At 67.0% G+C, this 24,123-nt stretch carries 20 protein-coding genes; 10 read left to right on the plus strand and 10 right to left on the minus strand.

All coding sequences use genetic code 11. The features are described 5' to 3' along the window. Window positions 1-291 (plus strand): hypothetical protein (locus ACJ8AT_RS01595; protein WP_407735736.1); only part of this gene is annotated, 291 nt, incomplete at its 5' end. 116 nt (window positions 292-407) lie between these two features. Next, window positions 408-1,805 carry an FAD-binding oxidoreductase gene (locus ACJ8AT_RS01600; RefSeq protein ID WP_407735737.1) on the plus strand — a complete coding sequence of 466 codons (1,398 nt, stop codon included), beginning with the start codon at window positions 408-410 and terminating at the stop codon, window positions 1,803-1,805. Window positions 1,806-1,832: 27 nt separating this feature from the next. Here the strand turns inward: ACJ8AT_RS01600 and ACJ8AT_RS01605 are convergent, their stop codons facing one another. The 5 genes from ACJ8AT_RS01605 to ACJ8AT_RS01625 form a co-directional block, all read right to left on the minus strand. Then, a complete protein-coding gene (locus ACJ8AT_RS01605) occupies window positions 1,833-2,357 on the minus strand; it encodes a hypothetical protein (protein ID WP_407735738.1) in 525 nt (174 codons plus the stop codon). A 671-nt stretch (window positions 2,358-3,028) separates the two neighbouring features. Beyond that, a complete protein-coding gene (locus ACJ8AT_RS01610) occupies window positions 3,029-3,454 on the minus strand; it encodes a VOC family protein (RefSeq protein ID WP_120610998.1) in 426 nt (141 codons plus the stop codon). 166 nt (window positions 3,455-3,620) lie between these two features. Continuing rightward, a complete protein-coding gene (locus tag ACJ8AT_RS01615) occupies window positions 3,621-4,790 on the minus strand; it encodes a hypothetical protein (RefSeq protein ID WP_407735739.1) in 1,170 nt (389 codons plus the stop codon). A gap of 375 nt (window positions 4,791-5,165) precedes the next feature. Further along, on the minus strand, window positions 5,166-5,771 hold the full coding sequence (locus tag ACJ8AT_RS01620; protein ID WP_407735740.1) for a hypothetical protein: 606 nt from the start codon (window positions 5,769-5,771) through the stop codon (window positions 5,166-5,168). Between the two features lie 357 nt (window positions 5,772-6,128). Continuing rightward, on the minus strand, window positions 6,129-6,272 hold the full coding sequence (locus ACJ8AT_RS01625) for a hypothetical protein (RefSeq protein ID WP_407735741.1): 144 nt from the start codon (window positions 6,270-6,272) through the stop codon (window positions 6,129-6,131). A gap of 462 nt (window positions 6,273-6,734) precedes the next feature. Here ACJ8AT_RS01625 and ACJ8AT_RS01630 point away from each other — a divergent pair, with 462 nt between their 5' ends. Both ACJ8AT_RS01630 and ACJ8AT_RS01635 read left to right on the plus strand, forming a co-directional pair. Then, window positions 6,735-8,096, plus strand: coding sequence for a flavin monoamine oxidase family protein (locus ACJ8AT_RS01630; protein WP_407735742.1), 1,362 nt, complete (start codon window positions 6,735-6,737; stop codon window positions 8,094-8,096). A gap of 511 nt (window positions 8,097-8,607) precedes the next feature. Continuing rightward, window positions 8,608-9,282 carry a hypothetical protein gene (locus ACJ8AT_RS01635; protein WP_407735743.1) on the plus strand — a complete coding sequence of 225 codons (675 nt, stop codon included), beginning with the start codon at window positions 8,608-8,610 and terminating at the stop codon, window positions 9,280-9,282. 269 nt (window positions 9,283-9,551) lie between these two features. On the opposite strand, the gene ACJ8AT_RS01640 is transcribed toward ACJ8AT_RS01635, so the two are convergent. Both ACJ8AT_RS01640 and ACJ8AT_RS01645 read right to left on the minus strand, forming a co-directional pair. After that, on the minus strand, window positions 9,552-12,092 hold the full coding sequence (locus tag ACJ8AT_RS01640) for a tetratricopeptide repeat protein (protein ID WP_407735744.1): 2,541 nt from the start codon (window positions 12,090-12,092) through the stop codon (window positions 9,552-9,554). Window positions 12,093-12,183: 91 nt separating this feature from the next. Beyond that, the gene (locus tag ACJ8AT_RS01645) at window positions 12,184-12,972 is read right to left on the minus strand and encodes a DUSAM domain-containing protein (protein WP_407735745.1); all 789 of its coding nucleotides are present in this window, start codon (window positions 12,970-12,972) and stop codon (window positions 12,184-12,186) included. Window positions 12,973-13,563: 591 nt separating this feature from the next. On the opposite strand from ACJ8AT_RS01645, the gene ACJ8AT_RS01650 reads away from it, so the two are divergent. Both ACJ8AT_RS01650 and ACJ8AT_RS01655 read left to right on the plus strand, forming a co-directional pair. Next, window positions 13,564-13,986, plus strand: a complete 423-nt coding sequence (locus ACJ8AT_RS01650; RefSeq protein ID WP_407735746.1) for a DUF2381 family protein — start codon at window positions 13,564-13,566, stop codon at window positions 13,984-13,986. 953 nt (window positions 13,987-14,939) lie between these two features. After that, a complete protein-coding gene (locus tag ACJ8AT_RS01655) occupies window positions 14,940-16,715 on the plus strand; it encodes a M20/M25/M40 family metallo-hydrolase (protein ID WP_407735747.1) in 1,776 nt (591 codons plus the stop codon). Between the two features lie 186 nt (window positions 16,716-16,901). Here the strand turns inward: ACJ8AT_RS01655 and ACJ8AT_RS01660 are convergent, their stop codons facing one another. Beyond that, window positions 16,902-17,924, minus strand: a complete 1,023-nt coding sequence (locus ACJ8AT_RS01660) for a hypothetical protein (RefSeq protein ID WP_407735748.1) — start codon at window positions 17,922-17,924, stop codon at window positions 16,902-16,904. Window positions 17,925-18,057: 133 nt separating this feature from the next. Between ACJ8AT_RS01660 and ACJ8AT_RS01665 the strand changes: the two genes are divergently transcribed. The 4 genes from ACJ8AT_RS01665 (at window position 18,058) to ACJ8AT_RS01680 (ending at window position 22,383) form a co-directional block, all read left to right on the plus strand. After that, the gene (locus ACJ8AT_RS01665) at window positions 18,058-18,699 is read left to right on the plus strand and encodes an RNA polymerase sigma factor (RefSeq protein WP_407735749.1); all 642 of its coding nucleotides are present in this window, start codon (window positions 18,058-18,060) and stop codon (window positions 18,697-18,699) included. Continuing rightward, window positions 18,696-19,295 carry a hypothetical protein gene (locus ACJ8AT_RS01670; RefSeq protein ID WP_407735750.1) on the plus strand — a complete coding sequence of 200 codons (600 nt, stop codon included), beginning with the start codon at window positions 18,696-18,698 and terminating at the stop codon, window positions 19,293-19,295. Before ACJ8AT_RS01665 ends, ACJ8AT_RS01670 begins: the two co-directional genes overlap by 4 nt. Window positions 19,296-19,809: 514 nt before the next feature. Continuing rightward, window positions 19,810-21,618: a tetratricopeptide repeat protein gene (locus tag ACJ8AT_RS01675; protein WP_407735751.1), complete on the plus strand. Its 1,809-nt coding sequence runs from the start codon at window positions 19,810-19,812 to the stop codon at window positions 21,616-21,618. A 27-nt stretch (window positions 21,619-21,645) separates the two neighbouring features. Beyond that, on the plus strand, window positions 21,646-22,383 hold the full coding sequence (locus ACJ8AT_RS01680) for a dienelactone hydrolase family protein (RefSeq protein WP_407735752.1): 738 nt from the start codon (window positions 21,646-21,648) through the stop codon (window positions 22,381-22,383). A 108-nt stretch (window positions 22,384-22,491) separates the two neighbouring features. Here the strand turns inward: ACJ8AT_RS01680 and ACJ8AT_RS01685 are convergent, their stop codons facing one another. Both ACJ8AT_RS01685 and ACJ8AT_RS01690 read right to left on the minus strand, forming a co-directional pair. Further along, window positions 22,492-23,436, minus strand: a complete 945-nt coding sequence (locus ACJ8AT_RS01685) for a fatty acid desaturase (RefSeq protein WP_407735753.1) — start codon at window positions 23,434-23,436, stop codon at window positions 22,492-22,494. Window positions 23,437-23,895: 459 nt separating this feature from the next. Further along, window positions 23,896-24,123, minus strand: a 228-nt coding sequence (locus ACJ8AT_RS01690) for a dihydrofolate reductase family protein (RefSeq protein ID WP_407735754.1), incomplete at its 5' end; no start/stop codon positions are given.

Below are 24,123 nucleotides of genomic sequence, written 5' to 3' on the forward strand. Positions count from 1 at the left end.
AAGGGGGCCTGGGCCATGTCCACCACCGAGGATCTGCGCCTGCCGGAGCTGGCCGGAGTCCGCCCGGTGGGGAGCGGGCTGCTGACCTGGTACGGAGAGAAGTTCCAGCGGCTGACGGCGAAGGACGACGAGGCCGTGCGGACGTTCATGCAGGTGATGCACATGCTCAAGCCGCCCACCGCCATGTTCTCGCCCTGGCTGGTGCTGAAGGCGATGAGCTGGCGGCCCTCGCCCTCGGAGCTGCCCCGGGGGCCGGAGTTGCTCGCCGTGGAGCCGCGCCAGGCGGCCTGACCCCACCTTCCCGCTCCATCGTGTGCTGGGCAGCCGGGCGGACGAGCACAGGTTCGCCAGGCCCTGACTCACCAAGCGCACTTCGCCTCACCACCCTCAGGGGCCGGAGGGATGAAATGCAAACGGAGCCTGCTCCCGGCGTGCCATGGCCAGAGGAACCCGCGCGCCATAACGCGCGTCATGCGGCGAAGGTGGAGGGGATCGCTCAGCAGCTGCGGCAGCGGACGAGCACGCGGCCGGTGTCTCTCAAGAAGAAGACGCCGCCGCACCAGGTCCCCAAGCGCAACGATCAGCGGCGCACCGACGAGAAGATCGACCTGAGCGATCTCGATCAGATCATCGAGATTGATCCCGTGGGGATGACCTGCACGGTGGAGCCCGCGGTGACCTTCGACGAGGTGGTCCACGCGACGCTGCGCTACGGGCTGGTGCCCATCATCGTCCCGGAGCACAAGACGATCACCCTGGGAGGCTCCGTCGCGGGGTGCTCCATCGAGTCCATGTCCTTCCGGTACGGGGGCTTCCACGACACCTGCCTCGAGTACGAGCTCATCACCGCGAAGGGAGAGGTGCTGCGCTGCTCTCCGGAGCGGAACCCGCTCGTGTTCCAGATGATCCACGGCTCATTTGGGACGCTGGGCATCCTCTCGCAGCTGAAGTTCCGGCTGGTGCGCGCGGCGCCCTACGTGCACGTGACGTATGAGACGTACGAGACGCTCGAGGCCTTTCAGCAGGCCATTTTGCGCCACTCCACCGCGCAGGACGTGGACTACATGGACGGGCAGATCTTCTCGCCCACGAAGCACGTGCTCTGCCTGGGCCGCTTCGCCGAGCGCGCCCCGTACGTGAGCCGCTACGACTGGCTCAAGGCGTACTGCGAGAGCATCCCGCGCCTCAAAGAGGATTACCTGACGACGTACGACTACCTCTTCCGCTACGACCGGGGCGTCACCCATGTCTCGCCGAAGAGCCTCATAGGCCGGGCGCTGTTCGGCAAGCTGGTGCACTCGGACAGCACGCTGAGGGCGGCGGACCGGTTCCACCGCTTCCTGCCGGCGAAGAACCCGTCGGTCATCGTGGACGTGTTCGTGCCCTTCTCGCGCACCGCCGAGTTCATGGACTGGTACCACCGCGAGATGCACTTCTACCCGGTGTGGTGCGTGCCCTACCGCCGCATGCGGGACTACGAGTGGCTCACGCCCAAGTGGTGGGCCGGGGTGAAGGATCCGCTGTTCCTGGATCTCGCCGTCTACGGGCTCAAGCAGGAGCCGGGCCGCAACCTCTACAAGGAGTTCGAGGACGAGCTGCGGGAGGTCAACGGCACCAAGACGCTCATCTCGTACAACTACTACGACGAGCAGACCTTCTGGAGCATCTGGAACCGGGAGACGTACCAGGCCGTGAAGCAGCTCACGGACCCGGACAACATCTTCCGCGACCTCTATACCAAGACATGCCGGGCAGCGCTCGGGCTGCAAGAGCAGACTCCTGGCTCCGGCCCCACAGTGCACTGAGGCGACGCACGCCCACCGGGCCCAGGTTCACCTGCCGGACGCGCGAGGGCTCAGCCGCCCCAAGTTCTCGGGCGGCTTGACGCCGTACAGGGCTGCTTCGCGCCGGGCATGTTCAATCCCGTCAAGCATCTGCTGACGGGAGGAACGCTCCGGGCGCAACCTCCGCACCCGGCGTTCTGTGTCTGCCAGCATGGCGAAGGCGTCTTTCGCTTGCTCCCGGAAGTTCGGCAAGGACTGCACATAGATGCATGAGATGTGATGACGGCTCCAAAGCGTCGGAAAGCCCAGTCGCCTGATCCTGCGCAGCCACGGGCCAAAATCCTTCCATGGGCGCTCCATGGTGAATGCCGCGTTCAAAGCATCCTCTGCCGTCAGTCGCTTGAGGTGCAGTCTTTCGGCGGGGGTTCGTGCCTCTCGTGCAAACTGCCGCTCGAGATCCTTGAGCGCGGCCACGTAGATATCAAAAGGCACTTCGGCGTGGATCATCCCAAGGCAGAGCCACTGACGGGCCTCTGCCACCGTGTTCCACCACTCCCAGCGTGTACGCGCCACGGCTAGTTCCCCCCGAGGCACTCAAACCCGTTAACATTCGCGGGCCAGTAGCCGTTCGCGTTGCACGTGTCGTAGCAGGACGCGCAGATGGTCCGGCCGTGCTGCCCGCGCTTTTCGTACTCGCCTCCAGCCGCGATGCACTGAAGGTAATGTTCTCGGCACTGCTGTTCCCTCTTTCTTCTGTTTGGGGGAGCCGCATCCGTTGGGGGAGGGAACGGATCTGGCTCGGTGCGGGGGGCCTGTTTTGGGACTTGGGTAGGTGCTTCCTGGGGGGGCATCGCCCCGCAGCGCTCCCACTCGCCTGGGTGCTGCTTGAGGCAACAAGAGACGGTGCTGTCTGTCGGGCCGCATTGTGGTGGCACGGCCTGCGCGATGGCGTCTCCACGCTGAGCGGCGGGGTCCGCAAAGCCGGCCCTGCCTGCGCCCTGCTGCGCTGCCTGAGTCGAGCTACAACCCGCAGTGCCCAGGAGGTCCGCCCACAGCAAGAGAGCGCCTACAACAGAGCGCCAAGGGTTGCCGACTTGGTACATGTGTTGCCCTCATTCCGACTCGGTTAGCCGAGGTTATCGGGAGCAGACCTCCAAGGGTTCGCTTCCACCTTGCCGTGGGTTCGATTCCCGCCGCCTCCATCCCGAGCCTATTCCGCCTATGCGTTATACCCGGGGGCTTGATTACGCTTTGGACGCACACTCCACCGTCCACTCGATGCCGTACTTGTCCCTGAACATGGCGAAGAAGGAACCCCAGGGGCTTTCGCCCAAGGGCATTTCCACTTCTCCTCCAGCAGAGAGACCGTTGACGATCCTCTCGGCCTCATCGCGGCTTTCCGCGGTGACGGCGATCTTCGACCGATTTTCCTGTTCATTGACCCTTCCCATCGCCTCCGGCACGTCATTGGCGATCAGCATCGTGTTCCCGATGGGCAACGTGATGCGCAGGATCTTCTCCGCCTCATGCTCCCCCACGTGGGAATGCGGGCCCGCGATGTCCTTGAAGCGGGTAATCTTCCCGAACTCCCCGCCGAAGACGGATCTGTAGAACGTGAACGCCTCCTCGGCGTTCCCGTTGAAGTTGATGTACGGATTGATGGTGGGCATATGCAGATTGTAGAGGGCGTTCCGTTCGGGTGCGATCAAACTTCCACGGAGGGGGTTGGGGAGTGAGCCTGCCTCCACACCTCAAGCACGCCAACACATCTCCACGCAGCTCCGGGATGCGACGGTGCTCGGTTCGTAAGCCCCGGCGGTGCCGCGCGGCACGGCCTCAACGATCCGCGGCCGGTGCGGGCTGCGGACTGAGGAGGCGTTCCACCTCGGCGCGCCGGAAGGCCAGGAACTTCTGGATGTGCTCGGAGGTGCCGACGGGCTCAGCCCAAGTGAACCGATCCAGTTCCCATTCTTCAGACGCGGCCGCAGGGATGGAAAACCCGGCCGGGAGCAGGCGGCAGAACGCGCCGTAGAGGCTCTGCGAACGGCGCATCAAGAGGTTCCGGAGCGCCCCCGCGAAATCCGTAGGGCGGATCAGATTGCGTGAGACATACACCGTGTTGGCGGCGCTGGTGTACAGGCCGAAGAGAGGCCGCGTGGGCGTCGATGGCGAGGTGCACTCGAACTCGTCAGACGCGCGGTTCCCGTGTTGCTTGTGATCCGCCAGGTGGGCCAGGGAGTAGCCTTCCGGACCGTGTTTGGCGAACCTCACGCCCTGAAACACGAAGGACCAGAGCTGCTTCGGGTAGTCGTTGTCGTCGAGGCAGAGGGCATCTGTCAGCACCTCCGCCCCGAGCGAAGTGTGCCCGCGGTATGCCGCCACCTCTCGACTGCCTGCATAGCGGCGTACCCCCGGAAACACACAGGGCGAGCCCTCCCAGAGATAGATCTCCGGATTGATTCCCCGCGCCGACAGTGCCCTCGACCACTCCTCCCGATGCTGCGCGGTGTCCTCGACCACCGCACGGATGATGTCGGGGTGAAGGTAGCGAACCAGGGGTATGGCTGATCGGGCGAGTTGGAGTACGTCGGCCTCTCCAGGCTGTGGCCAGATTGGCCAGTCGGCCGGCAGAGCACGGGCCTTCCGGACTGGCTGCGGCGGCGGGAGGGCCGTCGGATGAGCCATGGGGCGCTCACCGCCCATCCTGAAGTGCTTGTAGAGCTTGACCGCATGCCGGAGCGTCGACGTGCCGGTGTACTGCTCCCCTGCGATGGGTATCCGATGGCGCAGCGGCCTGCCTGCCTGAGCCTCCTTCTTCGAGTACTTCAGGCGCTGCAGGAGTGACTCCATGCCATCCCGCTCGAAGTGAACGTCGAGGTCCCCCTCATGCCGCTCCACTGTTCGGCAGTTGGACACGCGCGAAGCCTGCGCCCGGAGGTTCATCCGGGCTCCTCGCACGGTCACGTAGGTCTCCGCCAGCCAGCGGAGAAAGGCCGCCTCATTCATGTGGATTCACCGGAATTGGAGGGTACGGCTGAAAACTTGGGCTCTGCAACGGTGTCGGCATCATGGCGCCTCTTCCATCTCGAGAGCGCACCCGCGCGAAGCCGTGCGCCAGCACTCCGCACTCCAGGTACCGGGCTTGCGTCCAAGCAGATTGCCCCTGGTGGGCCGCATGTGCCCCCAGTGTGCCCCTCCAGCGGGGAATTGAACGGGACGAGACGGGACGAAACGGGATGGGGCGGCAGAACGAACCGATGAGCGATCAAGGCATTAGCCGGTAACCGAGCGACCTGCTTGGGGTTTTGCTTCCGCCTTGTTACGGGTTCGATTCCCGCCGCCGACGTGGAACTCGAGAGCCACCCGGTGGGGAGCTGCGCTTCACCCCGGCTCGGCCGGAGCCATCCCGGGGCACTGGCCCGGCTCCATCTTCTCCGCGTTCTTGCGGATGTCCGAGCGCAGCCGATCGCGCTGCGAGGGGCTCTTGGCGGAGTAGAAGATGGCAACGCCCTGGGCAGTCTTCTCCATGCGAGCGGAGGAGGGCACGCTCGGAGAGCCCGCCGAACCCGCGTTCCTGCCCCCGCCCATGGACTGGTAGTCGATGCCGGGAGGCTGGTCCATGCCATGACGCGCCGAGGTGCCCTGCTCCTGCTGCCGCTGCAGCATGTTGTGGCTCCTCTGCCGAAGCTCGGCCACATGGGCCTCCTCGGGAGTGGTGATGAGGAGGAGCACTCCCTCGGCTGTGTCCTCCGCTCGCGCCTGGGCGCCGGGGACCGTCATGGGGCAGTCCCGCTCGACCTCGGCCCGTACCGGGGGCGCTTCGCTCGTCGGCGTCGGCCGGGCCTGCTCCTGGGGTGCCGGCTCGGGAGCAGACTGCCGGGCCATGGACTGCCCTTCCCCCTGTGACGTGGTCGCGTTCCTTGTGCAAGCGATGGCGGCCAGCGCCACGAGGACGGTGAGCATGAACGGAGTTCTGGACGAAGACATGGCGGGCCACCCTTGCTGTGAGTCCTGAACCGAAAGGTGGGGGGCGGCTCACGCCGCGCGCAATCCGGGCCCGCGATCCGCTCACCTCCCGCACTACCTGGGTGGGGGGCGGGGAGGGATCGAGGGGTAGCGGGGACACCCAGAAGCGCTTCACGGGCCTCGCCGCTCGGCCGCGGGACTGAAGCGCCTGAGGAGTGGGGCGCCCCCGCGCGTCGTACCGGTAACCCGGCGGCCTGGGCAGGCGTGTACCTCAAGGGGCTGCACGGCCTCTCCTCCGACAGGGCTCACGGCTCAGTCGGCCCCTGTCCGCGGCCCTCCTCGGCCCCTCCGCTCCAATCCTCGCCCTCAACATGGCCTCTATTCCGCCCATGCGTCGGCGACGGGCGGAATCGAGCTGAACAACTTCATCATGAAGTCGGTGGCCAGCGACGGCATCCTGCCGAGCTCGGCGCCGCCGAACGCGTTCAGCCCGGAGGGCACCCTGCTGTCCCTGTCCTTCACGGGCCTGGGGGGAATTACCCAGCTCTTCGCCTGCTCCACGCAGGCCGCCGGGTTGCGCGCACCGGCGGCTCCTGAACGTTCAGGAGCAGCGCTGGGAGCGGTGTGCGGGCACCGCAAGGAGGCTGCGCGAGAACCAGGGAGCGACTCCTCCACCTCACGAGGTTCCCACCCTGGAGCGCTTCTCCGTCCCCGATCTGGACCCGGCCTTGCTCCCGGCGGGCACGGTGGTGGGGCGCTGGCGCGTGGTAGCCTGGGCCGGCCGCGAATGAGTAGCGCCGGCAGCGGGACCTTTTCACCGCGCCCGTGTAGAGCAGACGGATTTGAGACCGGAGAATGCGCAGCATGTCGCGGACCCCTACCCTTTCCCGCCGTGAAGTTCTTGCTGCTGCCTCCGCCGTCGGACTCCTCCGGTGCACGGCGCGGTCCCACGTGAAACCCACGGCGCCGGCCAGGAGCGCGGTCGTGCTGGGGGCTGGACTCGCGGGTCTCGCCGCGGCGTTCGAGCTGATGAAGAGCGGCTTCGACGTCCACGTGCTCGAAGCGAGCGCTCAACCCGGAGGACGCATTCGAACCATCCGCGATCCGTTCCCGGAGGGGCTCTACGTGGAGGCTGGAGCCACCCATGTGGTCGGTGACCCCGGCCTGCTGGCGCTGTTCTCCGAGCTGAACGTCGGCCTGTTCGAGCCGGCTCGGCGCAGATGGCCGAAACGCGTGCTGTTCAAGCGCGGCCAGCGGTCGGTCGTCAACGCCGATGAGGCCCTTCCCGAGGAGGGCCCGCCCCTTCGCGAAGACGAAGCCTCATTGGATTTCAACGGGCTGCTCGAGAAGTACTTCGGCAAGGCGAAAGACCACGACCCTCGCAACCTCGACTGGTCTGGCCCCGAATTCTCACGCCTCGATGGCCTCACGGCCGAGCAGTTCTTGCTCGAACGGGGTGCCTCCGAGGGCTTTCGCCAGCTGGCAGAGCAATCTTTCTGCCCGAGCGGCAACTTGAAGACGATGTCTGGGTTGGCCTTGATGCGCGAGGCGCTCAACTTCCAGCTGGAGATTGGCTGGGACAGCGTCAAAAGGGTGGTGGGAGGCACGGACATGCTGCCCAGGGCACTGGCTCAACGGCTCGGCGAGCGCGTCATCCTGGGCGCGATCGCGCGCCGCATCGACCAAGGAGAGCACGGGGCGACGGTGACGTTCACCCGGAAGGGCGAACTGCATCAGCTCTCGGCCCGGCACATCGTCTGCGCGCTCCCCGGCACGCTCGTGCCCCAGCTGGAAATGGATCCGGTTCTCCCCGCGGCCCAGCTTCAAGCGTTCTCCCGCATCAACATGGTGTCGGTCGTTCAGGTCTACGCGGCCACGAAGACGCGCTACTGGAATGCGCGCGGGGAGAGCGGCAACGTCGAGACGGATCTTCCGGTGGGGCTCATCCGGGATGAGGCGGCATTGCAAGAAGCGACGGCAGGCATTCTGGGCGCCCATCCCAGTGGAGCCGAGAACAAGCGCTTCAGCTCGCTCGCGGACGAAGCGCGCCACCGCGAGGTCATCGACGAGATGGAGCGCGTTCATCCGGGTCTCAAGGATCAGCTGCTGTCCGTTCATTCGGTCTGCTGGGATAACGAGCCGACGATCCGGGGGGCCTTTGCGTGGCTCGGCGTCGGACAGCTGACGCAGCAGCAGCCGCTTCTTCGTAGACCCCACGGCGCCATTGTGTTCGCCGGCGACTACAACTCGCATCGACCCGGCTTCATGCATGGCGCGTTGGCATCCGCGCGAAGGGCCGTCGCAGAAGTCGTCACCCACGAGGCGATGCGCCCGACAGCGGATTGACCCTGTGGGGCCAGCATTGGAGCGTGACCGCACGGGCCAGACGCTGGGCCGCTTCCCGCTCACGTCCTTGCTGGGCCGTGCAGAGCCGCGCATAGGACGAATAGGAGGCGGGATGATCAGGTGCCGGATCTGCCGGGGGCCGGGCCTTCCGGCGGCTCCCGGGGGGCCTTGCCTGACCGGTCAGGCACGGGGGGCACCACTCGCCCTTGGGGACACTGTCTGGATCCACGGACAGTCCGTCCCGGTATGCGCCCGACTCACCCCCTCGTGAAAACAGGAGCTTGCACGAAACCCTCTGCCTCACCCCCCGAAAACAGCCGCGTAACAGCCGGAGACTCCTGGCGTTTTCAAACGTGTCCGGAGCCCCGGACACTCTGTCCGGGCCCACGGACAGTTTTCACAGCCCCCATGCGCGCAAGTGCCTGTTTCTCCTGCCAAACACAACCTGGCGCGACTCCTGCTCTACCCCTTCGCGTCGCAATCACGCGGCAACAACGGGGGAACCCACAACATGCTCAACCGAATCATCAACAACACCACCGGCCAGCCCATGACACTCGACGAGGCCGGCACCGCCTTCGTCGCCCTGGCTACGGACGACAACTCCAACCACCACCAGATGGGCCAGCTCTACAACTACGTGGTGGACACCCAGCTGGCCGAGAACGCTGGCCACAAGTCCGCTCTGGACTTCTTCCTCGCCAAGGCCTCGGACTTGTCTCGCGCCACCCTCGTCAGCTACGGCGCGGTGGCTCGCAACTTCACCCAGCAGCTCACCGTCCAGTTCGGCGTCACTCGCCTCAGCCTGCTGCTCACCTACTCGGAGGTCGCTGGGCTCCAGCTCAACCGCACCACTCCGGGCTCCACGCTCATCGAGGTGCCGGGCCCCGACAACGCCGTGGACTCCAAGCCCTTCAGCGACTGCAGCGTGAAGGACCTGCGCAAGGCCCTGCAGCGCAAGCGCAAGCCCACCTCCAGCACGCCTCTGCCCGTCTCGGACATGGTCCTGGTGGACCAGTACCGCAAGAGCGTCATCAGCCACTTCCCCGCTCACTCGCCTGCGCGCGTCTCTGTCCGCAACGTCAACGGCACGCCCATCATCTCCTTCGACGTGCCTCTGGCGCAGGTGGACACTCTCACCGAGGCGCTCGTCAACGGCCTGCCCAGCGTGCGTGACGCCGCGTAGGCTGCGGTGAGGCCCTGAGAGCGCCGCGCTTCCTCGGCTCGGGAGCGCGGCGCTCCCCTCTTGGCTTGGCAACCTGAGCCTTGCCTGACCGGTCAGGCACGCGGGGGCCCGCGTGCCGCGTGCGGCGGACAGCTTCGGCTCGGGCGCCTCGGACGGCGCCAGCTCGGCCCCGGTGGCGCGCGTCCAGGCGCCCCAGTTCGGCCCCAATGCCGCAATGCCGCGCGCGTCGGACAGCTCCAGCTCGGCCGGGAGTCAGCTCCGCCAGCCCGTCAGGGGTTCCAGGTCTGGTGATCGAAGAACCAGTCCTCCTGGCCCACCAGCGGCTCGAGCACCTTGAGCGTGGCGGCCAGCGCCCGGTCCGGCTCGGAGAGGTTCTCGCGCTTCAGCCACCCCTCCCACGATTGGCCTCGGCTCTCCAGGGCCGCCCCGCAGGCATCGAGCAGCTCCCGGGCCCTCTTCGTGAGCTGCGCGTAGTCGGGAGCAATCTGTCCGCGCTCGAAAACCAAGAGGCTGGCGGCATGGGCCAGCAGCGGCGCGAGCTCCGAGGCAGGCGTGAGCTTGCCGATCAGCTTCGTGGCCATGTCCAGCACCTGCTCCGCCGACACGCCGGGGACTCGGATGGCCAGCCAGAGCGCCTGCGCCACATGGCCCATGCCTTGAACGGAGTCCACCTCCTGCATGGCCAAGATGACCACCAGGTTGATCCAGGAGCGTGAGTAGGCAAACGCCATGGCCGCCTCGCGCTCCAGCGCACGGCAGCGCGCCAGATCCCCTGACTTGCGCGCGACCTCGGCCATGTTGTGCAGGGTGACCGCCATGTCCTGCGGAGTGCTGTACTTCTTCTTCAGCTCGAGCGCCTGCTGCAAGAGCTGGAGCGCCTGAGCCAGCTCTTCCCGCCGGAGGTAGACCGTGGCCATGTTGTGGAGGACCGCGGCCTTGCCCTGAAAGTCGTCGAGCACCTCGCGCAGCTTGAGCGAGCGTTGATAGAGCTGGAGCGCCCCCTCGGCGTCTCCCGCCTCCCCGCTCATCCTGGCCATGGAGTTGAGGTAGACGGCCTCGGCCTGCAGATTGCCTGACTTCTGGCAGACCGCGAGCCCCTGCTCCACCAGACGCTCGCCGCCGGCCTTGTCCCCCAGCCGCTCCAACATTCCGCCCATCTTGTGCAGCAGGCTGGCCTGGGTCTGGGTGTCTCCCAGTTCTTCCAGGAGCGTCAGCGCCTCGCGCCACATCGCCATGCCCTGGGAGACGTCCACGTACCGCACCACCACCTCGGCCATTTGGTCGAGGATGAAGGCCTGCTCCTGTTTGTCCTCGCCTCGCAGCAGCACCTCCGCCTGCTGCCAGTGTTGAAGGGCGTCGGCCATCTTCCCCTGCTGGAGCAGTTCCTCGGCACGCCGGTGGAGCCGGTGGGCCTGGGCGGAGCGCTCGCTGGGAGGAGCAGTCTGGGGCTGGGCGGGCCGCTCTTCCGGGACCGAGAGCTGGGCCATGATCGAGAGCGTGGCCGCCTTGCCCTCCTCGTCGCCCAGCTTCTCGAAGAGCTCGAGCGCCTGCCGCCACAGGAGCATCGCGCGGGAGCGCTCTCCCATGCGGGCCAGCACCGTGCCCATGTTCGAGAGCGAGAGGACGCGGCCCTTGTCATCGCCGTACTTCTTCTGCAGCTCGAGCGCCTGCTCCCAGCACTTCAGCGCCTGATGCGCCCCCTCCGGGGTGGCCGCCAACAAATAGGCCAGGTTCGACAGCGTGACGGACTTGCCCTGCTCGTCGCCAGCCTTGTCGAACAGCTCGACAGCCTGACGCAGAGCCTGGATGGCCCCGGAGGCGTCGCCCTGCCCCATCAGCTGGTGGGCGATGCGGTTGAGGACGGCCGCCTGGTGGCTCACCGCGCCCTGCCGTACATAGAGTTGGAGCAAGCGCTCCCAGAGCTGCATGGCCACGGCGCCATGCCCCTGCTGGGCCAGGCTCTCCGCCACGGCGTGGAGCGTGGAGGCCTGCTCCTGCACCTGATTGAGCCGCTCCCGGAGCGCCAGCCCCTGCTGCAGCACGCCCAGGGTCCGCTGCACGTCCCCGGCGCGAGCCGCGCTCATGGCCATCAGGTCCAGCACCATGGCCTTTCTCGGCAGCGCGCCGAGCGTCTCCAGGGGATCGAGCGACCGCGTCCAGAACCTCAAGGCGGTGGGGACATCTCCCTGCTGCATCGAGAGCCGCCCGAGTTCCACGAGCGCGCCGGCCAGCTGCGGGAGCTCGTTCCTCTTGTCGGCGATCTCCATCACCCGGCTCCACAGCTCGATGGCGCGCGCCTGCTCGCCTTGCTCGGTCGCGATGGTGGCCAAGGCCCCGAGCGCCGTGAGCTGGTTCTCTTCATCCCTCTCCGCCTCGAAGACGGCGAGGGCGTTCTCCAAGAGCGGCAAGGCACGAGCGTGCTGGCCCTGCTGGAGCAGGCAGTGGGCGATGTTGGTCTGAAGAATCGCCATTTCATGGACATCTCCCTGCTTCCACGGGAGCTCATACGCCCGCTGCCAGCACTCGAGAGCCTGGGGCAGCGCGTTCCGCTTAGCGTGGAGGTAGCCCATGTTGTTGAGCGCGGAGTACACCTGATCCTCGGTGCCGTACTGCTCCGCCAGCTCCAGCGAGCGCTGCCAGCACTGGAGCGCGTCCGTGGGCTCCCCGCTCTGGGTGAGGATCTGCGCCAGGGTCGCCCACCCTCCGGCCTGTCCCCGGAGATTTCCCGCCTGTTCCAGCAGTGGGAGCGCCTGCTCGCTCAGCTCGCGCGCCAGCGCCAGCTCCTTCAGCTGGGACAGGGCCGCGGCCATGCTCAAGAGCGTGTCGCCCTGGCCCTGGAGGTTGCCCAGCTGCGTGTCGATCTCGAGCGACTGCTTCCAGGCATTGATGCACGACCGGGGGTCACAGTGCCGGGGGCGGCTCGTCCAGGGCCGCTAGGTTCTCCTCGGCGGCGCGCCGGTACCTCGGAACAACCTCCACGGCGAGCCATTCACGGAGCTGCTGGCGTGCCCCTTCGAGATCGCCAGCATCCCGGAGTTCCGACATTCTTGAGAGAGCGTTCTCAAGACGGTCTGCGCCGTCACGGAAGCGACCCATGATCTGCCCGAGAAGCGCCCCGGCACTCTCAGGACTGGCTAGCGCCGGTTCCGTCTCGGCCTCGCTTATGCCTACGTCAGCGGCGGCCCGTCGCAGGAAGGCGCGCATCCCCTCGGTGAGTTCCAGCGGCTGCCCTTGCTGGACGCGGTGCAGAAGGACGGGGAGTTGAGAACGAACGGAGAGCTTTGGATCTGGCTGTCCGCTCGCAGCAACCGACTTGAGCCGGGTTGATTCGCGAAGCTCGGACTCGGCTATCCTCCGGTAGTGCGGAACAACCTCAACGGCGAGCACCTCCTCCATCAGCCTGCATGCGCCGTCCAGGTCACCTGCATCCTGGAGGTCAGATGCCTGGAGTTGAGCCTTGCAGAGCCGGTCCGAGCCCTCGTCGATGCGCCGCGTGATCTCCCTGAGCAACGTTGCGGCCGTGGGCACACTGCGTAGGGCGCTCGCCACGTCCTCTGGAGAGAGCGCCACCTCTTCTGCGGAACGCTGCAAGAGAGCGCGTACCTCGTCCGAGAGTTCGAGCGGTTCATCGCGCTCGATCACTCGCCGCCCCAGTGCGCGAATGGGCTCCCAGTCAAGCTCAGCAGCCATGATGGCATTCCCCTAGTTCGTGTCCTTGAAGCACCGATCCTCCGGCCACCTTCCCTGCTGGCCTTCACAGAACCGGTAACAGTCAACACAGTTCCATGTTCCGACCCAGCCCTTATCCATGCACTCAGTGTAGAGTCGGCGGCACTCCTTCTTCCAAGGTGGCTCCCTCCGTCCTGCCACTTCCAAGACCCGTGCGGCGGCTGCAATTTGCCCGAGCGCATCGAGGACCTCCGCCGCTTCGAGGGGATCAGCGCCGCAACTCTGCACCGGGGTGAGGGGATGGTTCTGGATACAGCAACTCATCGAGTTCCAGCAACTCCCAGCGGCCTGGGCCACGGCGGTAGGCGGATTCGGGGCGGTCGTGGCGAGCATGTTCGGGTCAGCCCCGGGAAGCGGCGCGAGAGCACGAACGGTCGTAACGCGGGCTCCCGTGGAACACCCTCCCATCAGGACCGTGAGCATGACCGGCAGCCAGAGGACAAGGGGTCGATTCGGCGATTTCATGGATTCCAGGATAGAGCGGTCTAGGGCGACGAACGACGGCCCCGAAGGTTGTTTGCCTGCCTCCCATCCTGTTAGGTTAGGTGAGCTATGCTCGACTTCCTGTCCCGCCGGTCTGTCCTGCTTGCCGTGCTCGTGGCCTCGGTTGCCAGTGCCAAGGACCGCGAGCCTCAGGACGAGGGAGAAGGCACAGAGATCCAGGTCTTCGTTTACACCAGCAAGAGCAGGGATAAAGCGGCAGTGGTCCTCAGCGTTCAGAACCACGACCGTGTGCCTTGGAGTCTTCTGGAAGCGCGTTTGCGGACCGCAACAGACGAGGGGAAGAAGAAACCCTTTGCGATGAAGACGAGCGAAGCCTTCTTTCCCGAGGGGGCGCGTGGGCGGGTTGCCTTCGTCATAGATGCGCACGTCTTTGATGCCAGCGGAGGGCCTGAGCGGCTCGTTCTCGAAATCTTCCGGCAGGACGGCTTGAAAGAAGCCTTTGTCGAATTGGATCCTTCCCTCTTGCGGTAATACGCCCTGCTAATCATGGCTCCAACCCGAGTGGTTCTTCTCGCCTCTGCCACCCTCCTCTGCACATCGCTTGCCTGCACGACGACCGCAGGTGGTGTAGTTCTCCGACCTGACGGGACCCCAGGACCGGAAGAGTGTTCCAAAGAGGCCCTCACGGCGATGCGGATTCTGCGGCTTCATGTGGGCGACGCGGCGTCCGTGGAACTCGACGTGAACCAGACCGACGACAGCCCGATCACGCTGTACGATGGCCCTGTAGAGAGCATGCTGAATGACGACCTTGGCATCTTGCCTGCGGTCACGCGCCTCTATGGGCGGGTCTGGACAAGCGGTCCGCACGTCTCCGCACGTCATTGTCCGGTACTATGAGGCCCACCCACCTGACGGGGAAAAAGTTCCCATCTGCGCGGTAGCCCGGCTTGCCAAGGGCCAACTCCGGAAGTTGCCGGGGTCGAAGCCTGGGACCGCCCTCCTCGAATTCTCCAAGGCATCGGTTTACGTCGTTGACTCGTTCCGGTGAGCCCCGCCCGGTCTGCCATGCCCTGTGTAGCGGTTCGTGTAGCTTCACGGCTCAGAGCGGCATCAATTCTTTCAAGAATTCCGATTATTAATCATCCGTAAGCCCTTGAAACCACTGACGGCATCAATTCTCCGCTACGAATAGAGGTTTCGCACCGCCCGACGCGGCTTCGATTGCCGCCGCTCCCAGTCCGAACCGTCACGCCTGTGATGAGCGCCCGTGGTGGAACATTCCTTGGTGGCGAAACAGATTGCCGCTGCGCGTAATGCGTCTGCCGCCACCCACCCAACACTTTTCACTCAGGTTCCTAGGTCGTTTGCTCGCTTTTCATTAAGGTCCGCGCCGGCGCGGTGGGCTTGCCTTTCCTGCTATCCGCAGAAGGCCCATTCGAGGAATCCCCCGCGAAGACAGTCCCAGCGCCCAGGAGAAGCGTATGAGCATCAGGAAGTTCGGACCGATCGTTGCGTGGCTCGCGTGTGCCGCCCCCGCGTTCGCGGCCGGTCCCCAGCAGGCCGTGCAGGACAAGTCGGTGTGGATCACCATCGGCACGGACGCGCTGCCCACGGTGCGCGAGGCCTTCAAGAGCCAAGGCGTGGAGCTGCCCGCCTCGCTGCGCGAGAAGGGCGGCGTGGCGGCGCTGCGCCTGCGCGAGTCTCAGATTGACCAGCTCGCCGGGGTGATGCACAGCAAGCTCAACCGGTGCGCCGGCTTCATCGCCCATGACTCCGAGACCAAGGCCCTGGCCGAGGTGGAGCGCGCCAGCGCTCCCCAGCAGAACATGGCGCCGCTGCTCATCAGCTACAACATCAACAACGGCCCCTCCGTCAACGCGATGCTCGCGGGCGTGGCGGAGCTCAACATGCGCAACACCATCAACTCGCTGTCCACCACCTGGTCCACCCGCCGCTACAACGTGCAGACGGGCGCGGACGCGGCCACCTGGCTGAAGAACCAGTGGACCTCCATGGCCGCCGGGCGCACGGACATCTCCGTGGCGACCTTCGCTCACACCTGGCTGCAGCCCTCCGTCATCGCCACCATCACCGGCACCACGCTGCCCAACGAGGTGGTGGTGCTCGGCGGGCACCTGGACTCCATCAACGTGAACAGCTCCACCGGCGCCGCGCCGGGCGCGGATGACGACGCCTCGGGCGTGGCCTCCATCACCGAGGCGTTCCGCGTGGCCATCGCCAACGGCTACAAGCCGGCGCGCACGGTGAAGTTCATCGCCTATGCCGCCGAGGAGGTGGGCCTGTACGGCTCGGCGGACATCGCCAACTCGTTCCAGGCCAGCGGCGTGAACGTGGTGGGCGTGCTGCAACTGGACATGACCAACTACAAGGGCTCCACCTTCGACTTCGGCATGGTGACGGACAACACCAACGCCACGCTCAACAGCTTCACCACCAGCCTGATGTCCACGTACATCCCGGGCACCACGTACACCAACATCACCTGCGGCTACGCCTGCTCGGATCACGCCTCGTGGAACAGCGCGGGCTACCCGGCCACGATGCCCTTCGAGGCGACGATGACCACGGACAACCCGCAGATCCACAGCCCGGGTGACACGCTGACCTATACGGGCGGCACCGCGACCAACTCGGTGAAGTTCGCCAAGCTCGCCGTCGCCTTCCTGGGCGAGGTGGCCAAGGGCGCCACCACCGGCAACACCCCGCCGCCCACCGGGGGTGGCACCGTCCCCACCGCCACCTTTGACGCGACGCTCAAGGCGCCCAAGTGCGCCACGGTGGGCATCGGCTGCGACTCGGGCACGCTGCTCAACGGCCGCGGTGCCCTGGGCCCCGAGGTGAACAAGCCCAACACCATCAACGCCACCTGCGCGGATGGCGCCTCGGGCACCTACCACTCGGACGAGTCGATTGACGGCCTGACGGTGACCACCAACAGCGGGGGCAATCTGGCCGCCGGCCAGGTGGTGAAGATCCAGGCCAAGGTGTACTCCTACTCCACCACCTCGGACACGCTGGACCTGTACTACACGGCGAACGCCAGCAGCCCGACGTGGACGCTCATCGGCTCGTACCACCCGAGCGCCACCGGCTCGACGACGATCTCCGCCACGTACACCCTGCCCACCGGCAGCCTGCAGGCCATCCGCGCCAACTTCCGCTACCAGGGCGCCGCCTCGTCGTGCAGCACGGGCGCGTATGACGACCACGACGACCTGATCTTCGCGGCGCAGTGAGTCCTCCCTCCCCTGCCTTCAGGCGGGGGACGGTGGAATCGACGCCCCGGTGCCGTGGCCTCGCACGCCACGGCCCGGGGCTTTGTTTTGGGTTCGCAGGGTGACCGCCCCCGATACAACAGAGGCCGCAGCCCGGAGGCTACCGGAGGGGCAGAGCACCTCCGGGCTGCGAGCCTCGAGGACACCTCAGCGGCGTCCCTGATCCGGCCCACCGGGGTTGGGCAGCTGCACCGCGGTGCCATCCAGCGTCGCCGTGCCGCAGTCCGGGCCGAACACGAGCGTGTGCGTCGTCCCATCCGAGGAAGCGCGGGTCAGCGTCCCGGACGTCGGCCAATGGCAGACGTTCCTCGGCGCCCGGACGATGTCCGCCAGCGTCACAGTCCCCTGGCTGCCATCGAGGAGCACCTCGGTATAAGTACCGTTGACGGTACGAATCGGGGGGGTGTCGCTGGAGAACGCGGTGCTCATGGAGCCGGTCAGGTGGACGGAGCTCACCACCGCGCCCGACGCGTCGGTGTGCGTCCGCGTCACGTCCGCCTGGGTCTGCTTCTGCTGCGGCGGGCCGCTGGCTACGAGCGTCGCGACCGAGGAGGTGGTGCCCTCCTCCTTCGAGACGGAGCCATCATCGGCCGTGCGAGAGATCTGGAAGCTGACGGACTGGTTCTGCGTCACGTCATTGGCGCAGTCGCCCTCCGACGAGTACGTATAGGTGATGTCCACCGTGCCGGTGGAAGGACCGAAGTTCGGCCCGCCGCACACCTTGCCACCCTCCGGAGCCCCCCCACCGCCGCCCGGGCCACCGTGGCCGCCCGCGCCGTCCTGAGGCGGCGGCGGATTGTTCCCGGAGCCGCCGCCAGGAGCGCCTCCGCCGTGCTTGCCTCCCTCGGGCCTCGCGGGCGCTGCACAGCCTGTCCAGTCCAGGTGGACGGTGGCGGGCAGGCTCTTGCCACAGACAGTCACGTAGGTGATGTCCGGGCTCGAGTCACAGTGGAAGCCTTCCACCGCGTCCGCGTGCAGCGCGTTCAACCCGCGCATCAGGCTGGATACCTCCACCGCATCGCTCGAGTCCGAAGCCGCCTCCACCGTCTGGGACACCACCGCCGTGGTGTCCTCCGCCGGGCTCGCCGCGCTGCAACCGCTCGCCGTCAGCGCTCCCGCCACGAGCGCGATCGCTCCGAGCCACTGGCCGCCTTTTTTCCCGTAAGTCATCTGAGTTCCCCTGCGTTGTATTTCCGGCCCGTCTCCGACTGCACCCGTGAGACGAGAAGGGAGAATTTCGTGTTCCCGAAGTCCGTCGCGCCCGCTCGCGACACCGCAGGTCCCGGCGGCTAGACTGGGCGCCTTGGTCGAGAACGACGAGCTGCGCGCATTGATCACCGAGGCTCAGGACGGCAGCGTCCGCGCCTTCGAGCTTTTGATGTCCTCGCACCTGCCCCAGGTGCGCCGCTTCGCGCGCGCGTTCGCGCGGTCGGACGCGGATGCGGATGATCTCGCCCAGGAAGCGCTGGTGAAGGTCTACAAGAGCCTGCGCTCGTTCCGCTTCCAGTCCGCGTTCAAGACCTGGCTGTATTCGTTGGTCCGCAACGTGTTTCTGGATGCGGCCCGCAGCCGCGCGGGCCGGGAGCGCTCCCAGGAGGCCCCGCTCCCGGAGGACCATGCGCAGATCCCCTCCACCGCGCCTACCGCCGACGAGGGCCTTGCTCAGGCCCAGCAGCGGCAGCGGCTCTGGCGGGCGCTGCGGCAGCTCCCGCCCGAGTTCCGCACGGCGGTGGTGCTCTTCGACATAGAGGGGCACACCTATGAAGAGGTGGCTGCCATTGAAGGAGTGCCCGTAGGCACAGTGAAATCGCGCCTCTCGCGGGGCCGGACGCTGCTCCGGTCCCTCCTTGCGGGCGAGCAGGCGCCCGAACCTCCGTTCAGTGAAGGCGCGACGGGAACATCTGAGGCCGGGGTTTCGTCCCAGGTACGTAGGAGCGACAAATGAGTGAACTCGGAGAAGCAGAAGAGCGCGCGCTGCGTCAGCAGCTGGCGGCGCTGCGGGAGGACCCGCCCGAGCTCGACTTCCAGGCCTCGCTCCATCGGCGCCTGGTGGCGGCGGGCGCGCCGGAGCCGGCCCCGGGGTGGGATCGGCTGCGGTGGTTCCTGCGCCGGAGCGCCCCCGTGCTCTGGCCGTCGGTGGGCGTCGCGGCGGGAGTGGCCGCGTTCCTGACCCTGAGCGCCCTGCAGCCCCACCCTGCCCCGCAGCCAGGGGCCACGGAAGCCTCGCGAGAGCTCGAAGCGCCCGGCACCGCCGTACCGGCCAGCAAGGTGGCGGTCATCAAGCTGGACTTCACGGCGGACGTGGCCGTGGAGCAGGCGGACTTCCAGGTGAGCCTGCCCGAGGGCCTGTCGTTCTTCGCGGACGGAGAGGATCTGCCGCTGCGCTCTTTCCAATGGACCCAGCCGCTGAGCGCGGGCAGCAACGTCATCCCCATCGCGGTGCGCGGGCACAAGCCGGGCCGCTATCTGGTGACGGCCCTGGCACGCGCGGGTGATCAGAAGATAGAGCACGATGTGGTGCTCGAGGTGACAGACGGATGAACCGGCCCATGGCACAGCTCTCCGCGGTCTTCGTGGCGCTCGTGCTGCTCGGGGCCGGGGGCGCTCACGCGCAGCAGGCCCCGGCGGCAGCTCCCCCCCCGGCGGCACCGCCTCAGGCAGCCTCCCCCCAAGCGGCACCGCCGCAGGCAGTACCGCCTCAGACAGAGGCCGGGGCGGTGCGAGCTCCCGAGGCCCCGTCTTCCGTCCCCGCGCCGCCGAACGCGGAACCGCGGCTGCACATGCGCAGCTCGCACACGGTGGATGTCATCGCCCCGGGCGAGAAGGTCGACACCATCCTGGGCCGGATGCACATGGAACGCCCGGCGCCTCCCCCGAGGAACGATGCCGTGCGGCCACCCCCTGGCCCTGACTCTCACGGCTCGCACCCCCAGGGCCCGGGCCACCCAGGACCAGGACCGCATTCCGGCGAGGAGGGCCGCGGTCCGCCTTTCTCTCCGCGAGCCGACGGTAACTCCCACCCGCCTTCTTCGTCTCCGCCTCCTCCGCCGCCGCGATGATGGTCGTCCCCATGCTGGCCCTCGTGGTGCTGTCCGCCACGGGGGATTCGCTCGCGGAAGCACAGCAGGCCTTCGCCGAGGGAAGGTATGCGGGCGCGGAGCAACTGGCGCTGCAAGCCGCGCAACCTCCGCGGCTGGGCGCCGCGCTCTACCTGGTGGGACTGGCGCGCTTTCGAGCCGGGCGGCCGGCGGAGGCGCTGGAGGCGCTCGACGCCGCGGGACGAGCCGAGGACGCGCCCGAGCCTGCCCCGTGGAGCTTCAACCGCGGCGCCTGTCTGTATGAGCTGGGGCGCTTCGAGGAAGCCGAGCAGGCCTTCCTGCAAGCAACGGCGGACGAGTCCCTCTCCCGTGTCGCCTGGGTGAACGCGGGCTTTGCCGCGCTGGATGCGGGCTCGCCCGAGCGGGCCGCGCAGTGGGCGGCACGCGCCAAGGCCGGCGCCGCGGGCCGGGAGCTGTCTCTGGTGGAGGAGCTGCTCGGGCAAGTCGCCCATGCTCAGGGACACAGCGAGGGCGAGGGTGACGAGGAGTACCGCCAGGGCCTTCAGTCCTTTGACACGGGGCGCTTCGAGGAGGCCCGCGCCCATTTCCTTCAAGCCGCGCGGAAAGACTCCCTCTCCAGCCGCGCGAGGCTGATGGCTGGAGCCTCGGCCTACCGCGCGGGTGACCGGGATCAGGCGCGGGAGGAGCTCCGCGCGGCGCTCGCGCTGCAGTTGGAGCCGAGGGACCGGGAGATTGCTCGCGACTACCTCGACCGGCTCTCCTACGGCTTGCGCGCGAGCGGCCAGGGACTCGGGGCCTCCGTGGGCGGGGGCGTGGGCTTCGACAGCAACGTACTCCAGGTGGGCGTGGCGCCTCGTGATGGCGCGGTGGGGACGGGGGCCACGACGACCGGGAGCACCTTCGTGGAGGTGGGGCTCGGGCTCGTGGCGCGCCTCCGGCTCTCGGACACGGTGTTCGCCCAGCTCTCGTATGGAGGCTCGCAGCGGGGATACACGCTCGAATCCACGAGGGACTACTCGCTGCAGCTGCACCGCACACAGGCGGCCGTGGAGTGGGAAGCCACTCGCCGCTTCCGGCTGGGCGCCTCCGCGGGTGGGGATGTGTTCTTCACGGGCCTGTCGGCCTTCCGTGGGCTGCAGGCCGCGGCGAACTCCTCGGGGTGGCTCGCCCTGGACGAGAGCGAGCTGACGAGCACCCGGCTCGATGCGGCCTTCTCCCGCAAGATCGGGCTCTCCAACGAGTTCAGCTACCTCACCGGACACCGGCTGGATGCGACGCTGTCCCAGGACGTGCGGCTCCGATCGCTGCTGGTGACGGCGTGGTACCGCTACGGGGAAGACCGCATCGGGACGTTGGTGCAGGCGGCCTCCGGAGGAGTCGAGGGCATGTCGCAGGAGTACGTCATCCCCTTTGCGTGGACGGGGCACGCCACGGGCGCATCGGCGCGGTGGGAGGTGAGCGAGGGTTGGGAGGCGAGCCTCTCCGCGGGAGTGGAGTGGCGCCACTACACGGACGAGAGCTTCCTCCGAGTCCAAGCAGCGGATGGAAGCGTGGAGGAGTGGGACCGCCGCCGGCGCCAGGACGTGCGCTTCCTGGTCGGCCCGGCCGTGACGGCCCAGTTGAAGAAGCATCTGCAACTGTCCGTGCGGTATGACTTGCTGGTGAACCAGTCCAACATGGACACGCGGCTCAGGGACAGCGCCAATGCCTGCGTGGCTCCGGACTACTCCTGCCACCGCTATGACTACACGAATGGGAACTACCAGAAGCATCAGCCCATGCTGGAGCTGAGCGGCACCTGGTGAGTGCCCCCTGCTGGTAAGGTGGCTCGCATGACGAAGATCGAGATCGCAACGAAGGACGGGAAGTGTCCCAGCTACGTCTTCCGTCCAAGCGGACACGGGCCGTGGCCGGCCGCGCTCGTCTTCATGGATGGCCTCGGTATCCGTCCGGCCATCCTCGAGCTGGGTGAGCGTCTCGCGACGAACGGCTACTTCGTCCTCCTCCCCGATCTGTACTATCGCTCCGGCCCGTACGAACCGATGGACGCGAAGACCGTCTTCACCGATCCGGAGAAGCGGAAGGTCCTCATGGAGAAATACTTCTCCCTCGCGACGTCGGCGAACATCATGTCCGATACGCGTGCGTTCCTCGACTGGCTCGCGGCGCAGCCGGACGTGAAGCCGGGCGGCATCGGCACGACCGGCTACTGCCTGGGCGGATTGATGTCGCTCACCGCCGCGGGCACGTATCCTGACCGCATTGTCGCCGCCGCCTCGTATCACGGCGCCCGGCTCGCGACGGACGCTCCGGAGAGCCCGCATCTGCTCGCGCCGAGGATGAAGGCACGCGTCTACGTGGCGGGCGCGATCGAGGACACGACGTTCCCCGACGACATGAAGGCGAGGCTCGAGGACGCGCTCACGAAGGCGAGGGTCGATCACGTCGTCGAGACCTATCCCGCGAAGCACGGCTGGGTGCCGCGCGATACGCTGACGTACGATCCCGCGTGCGCGGAGCGCCACTGGAAGACGTTGCTCGAACTCTTCAACGCGAAGCTGAAGGCCTGAGCACGGTAGCCTACCCCTGCCGCCTTCCCAGGCGGGACGCGGCAGGGGCGAGGGGCCTCTTGGCTGTCTTGAGCTTCAACACTCAGGTGCGCGGCAGGAGTCTGGGCGCTAGTCTCGCCGACGCTCCACGCGCCGCTTGATGCGGCTGTAACCACCCAGGCTGGGGCTCATGACGAAGTTCCAAAGCGTCGCCGTCCACGATGGGTGCGACAGGAGCCCGTCGTAAAATTCCGGCGCCATCGCTCGTAGCTTCGGCAGGCGCGAGCCAGGAACGTAGGGGAAGTCGTGGTGCTCGTTGTGGTAGCCGACATTGAACGCGAGCACGTTGAGCGGCCCGTAGTACGAGTAGGTCTCTTGCCCTTCGCGGAAGACGTAGTGCTCCGAGATGTAATGTCCGGCAATCGGATGGAGCCCCATGACGATCAGTGAACTGAGCGGCAGATAGGCAAGCGCTTTGCCGCCCCAAAAATGGAACACGGCCACGTTGAACGCGACCTGCACGAGCAGGTTCGTGAGCTCGGAAGCCCCCGGCTTCTTGGGATCCACGAACAGCGGGCGGAGCGCGTAGGCAAAGCCTTGGCAAGAGAGCCAGAGCAGTTTGCTTGCGCGATTGCGCAGCAAGCGCGCCTCGAACTCCGTCGGGATATCCGTGTCGAGCCGCTCGTCCCCCTGATGGGTGTGATGGCGCAGGTGGTAGTAGCGAAACGTTTCTGCGACCGGCACACCCACGGGCAGATTGATGAAGACGCCGAATACGCGATTGTGCCAGGGCTTGCGAAACGCGAGATTGTGAGAGAGCTCGTGAATGGCCAGGAGTAGCGCCTGGTTGATCACTCCGCCCACCGCATAGGCGATCAGAACAATCAGCCACCAGGGCGCGTCACGCAGCAGGAAGGCGAGCGAGAGCTGCAGCCCGACGAGCAGCGTGCAGACGTACTTCGTGCGCGAGCACGGGCCGTAGAGTTCCTTGATCTCGGGATGCGTGCGAAGCATCTCGCGCCGCCGCGCGGCGTGCGGTTCGTCCGCGCTGGACCAGATGAAGCCATTGGACATGGCGCCAACGGTACCTCAGCACCCAGGGGGATAGGCACACATACCGCGCTGTGCGCTCGGGTGCGCTACCGCCGCCCCCCTTGCGGGTACAAGGTCGCTGGGGGCCGTGGTGGAGCTGGTGAACCCAGCGCCAGAGGAACCGTGCCTACTGGGCATGCACCGTCCGCCGCATCTGGGCCGCCGACGCCCAGTGCAGGTCGATCGGGTCGGCTGTCTCGCACGCCTCCAGCTCCGCCGCTTCGGAGAGTGCGGCCTGGAGGGCGTGGCGAAACGTCCACCCCTTGCCGTTGGGGCGACTTCTATCCCGGCCAGCCCGATGCGATCGAGCCCGGTGACCCGGCCCATGCGTGTGACGCCCCAGGTCCGGAGGAGCGAGGGCGGCGGAATGGCTCGGGACGGGTGAGCGGGCAGAAGGGGTCTCTCTTGACCGCTCACGTACGCGTGCGAACCGCCGGGGGTTCAAGCTTGTGCTGGGGTCAGCGCGCGCCGGTAGTGCATGGCGACCGCGCCGCAGCGGAGCGGCTTCGCCGAGACCAGCTCGAGCCGTCGTGTGCTGGGCAGCCCGCTCTGGTACAGGGTCGGGCCGTGGCCGGCGATCCTGGGGTGGACGAGGAACTTGTACTCGTCGATCAGATCCAGCCGGTCCAGCTCGGTCGCGAGCTTGCCGCTACCGAGGAGCACGCCGGC

The organism is Hyalangium sp. (assembly GCF_045802625.1).
Lineage (GTDB): Bacteria > Myxococcota > Myxococcia > Myxococcales > Myxococcaceae > Hyalangium.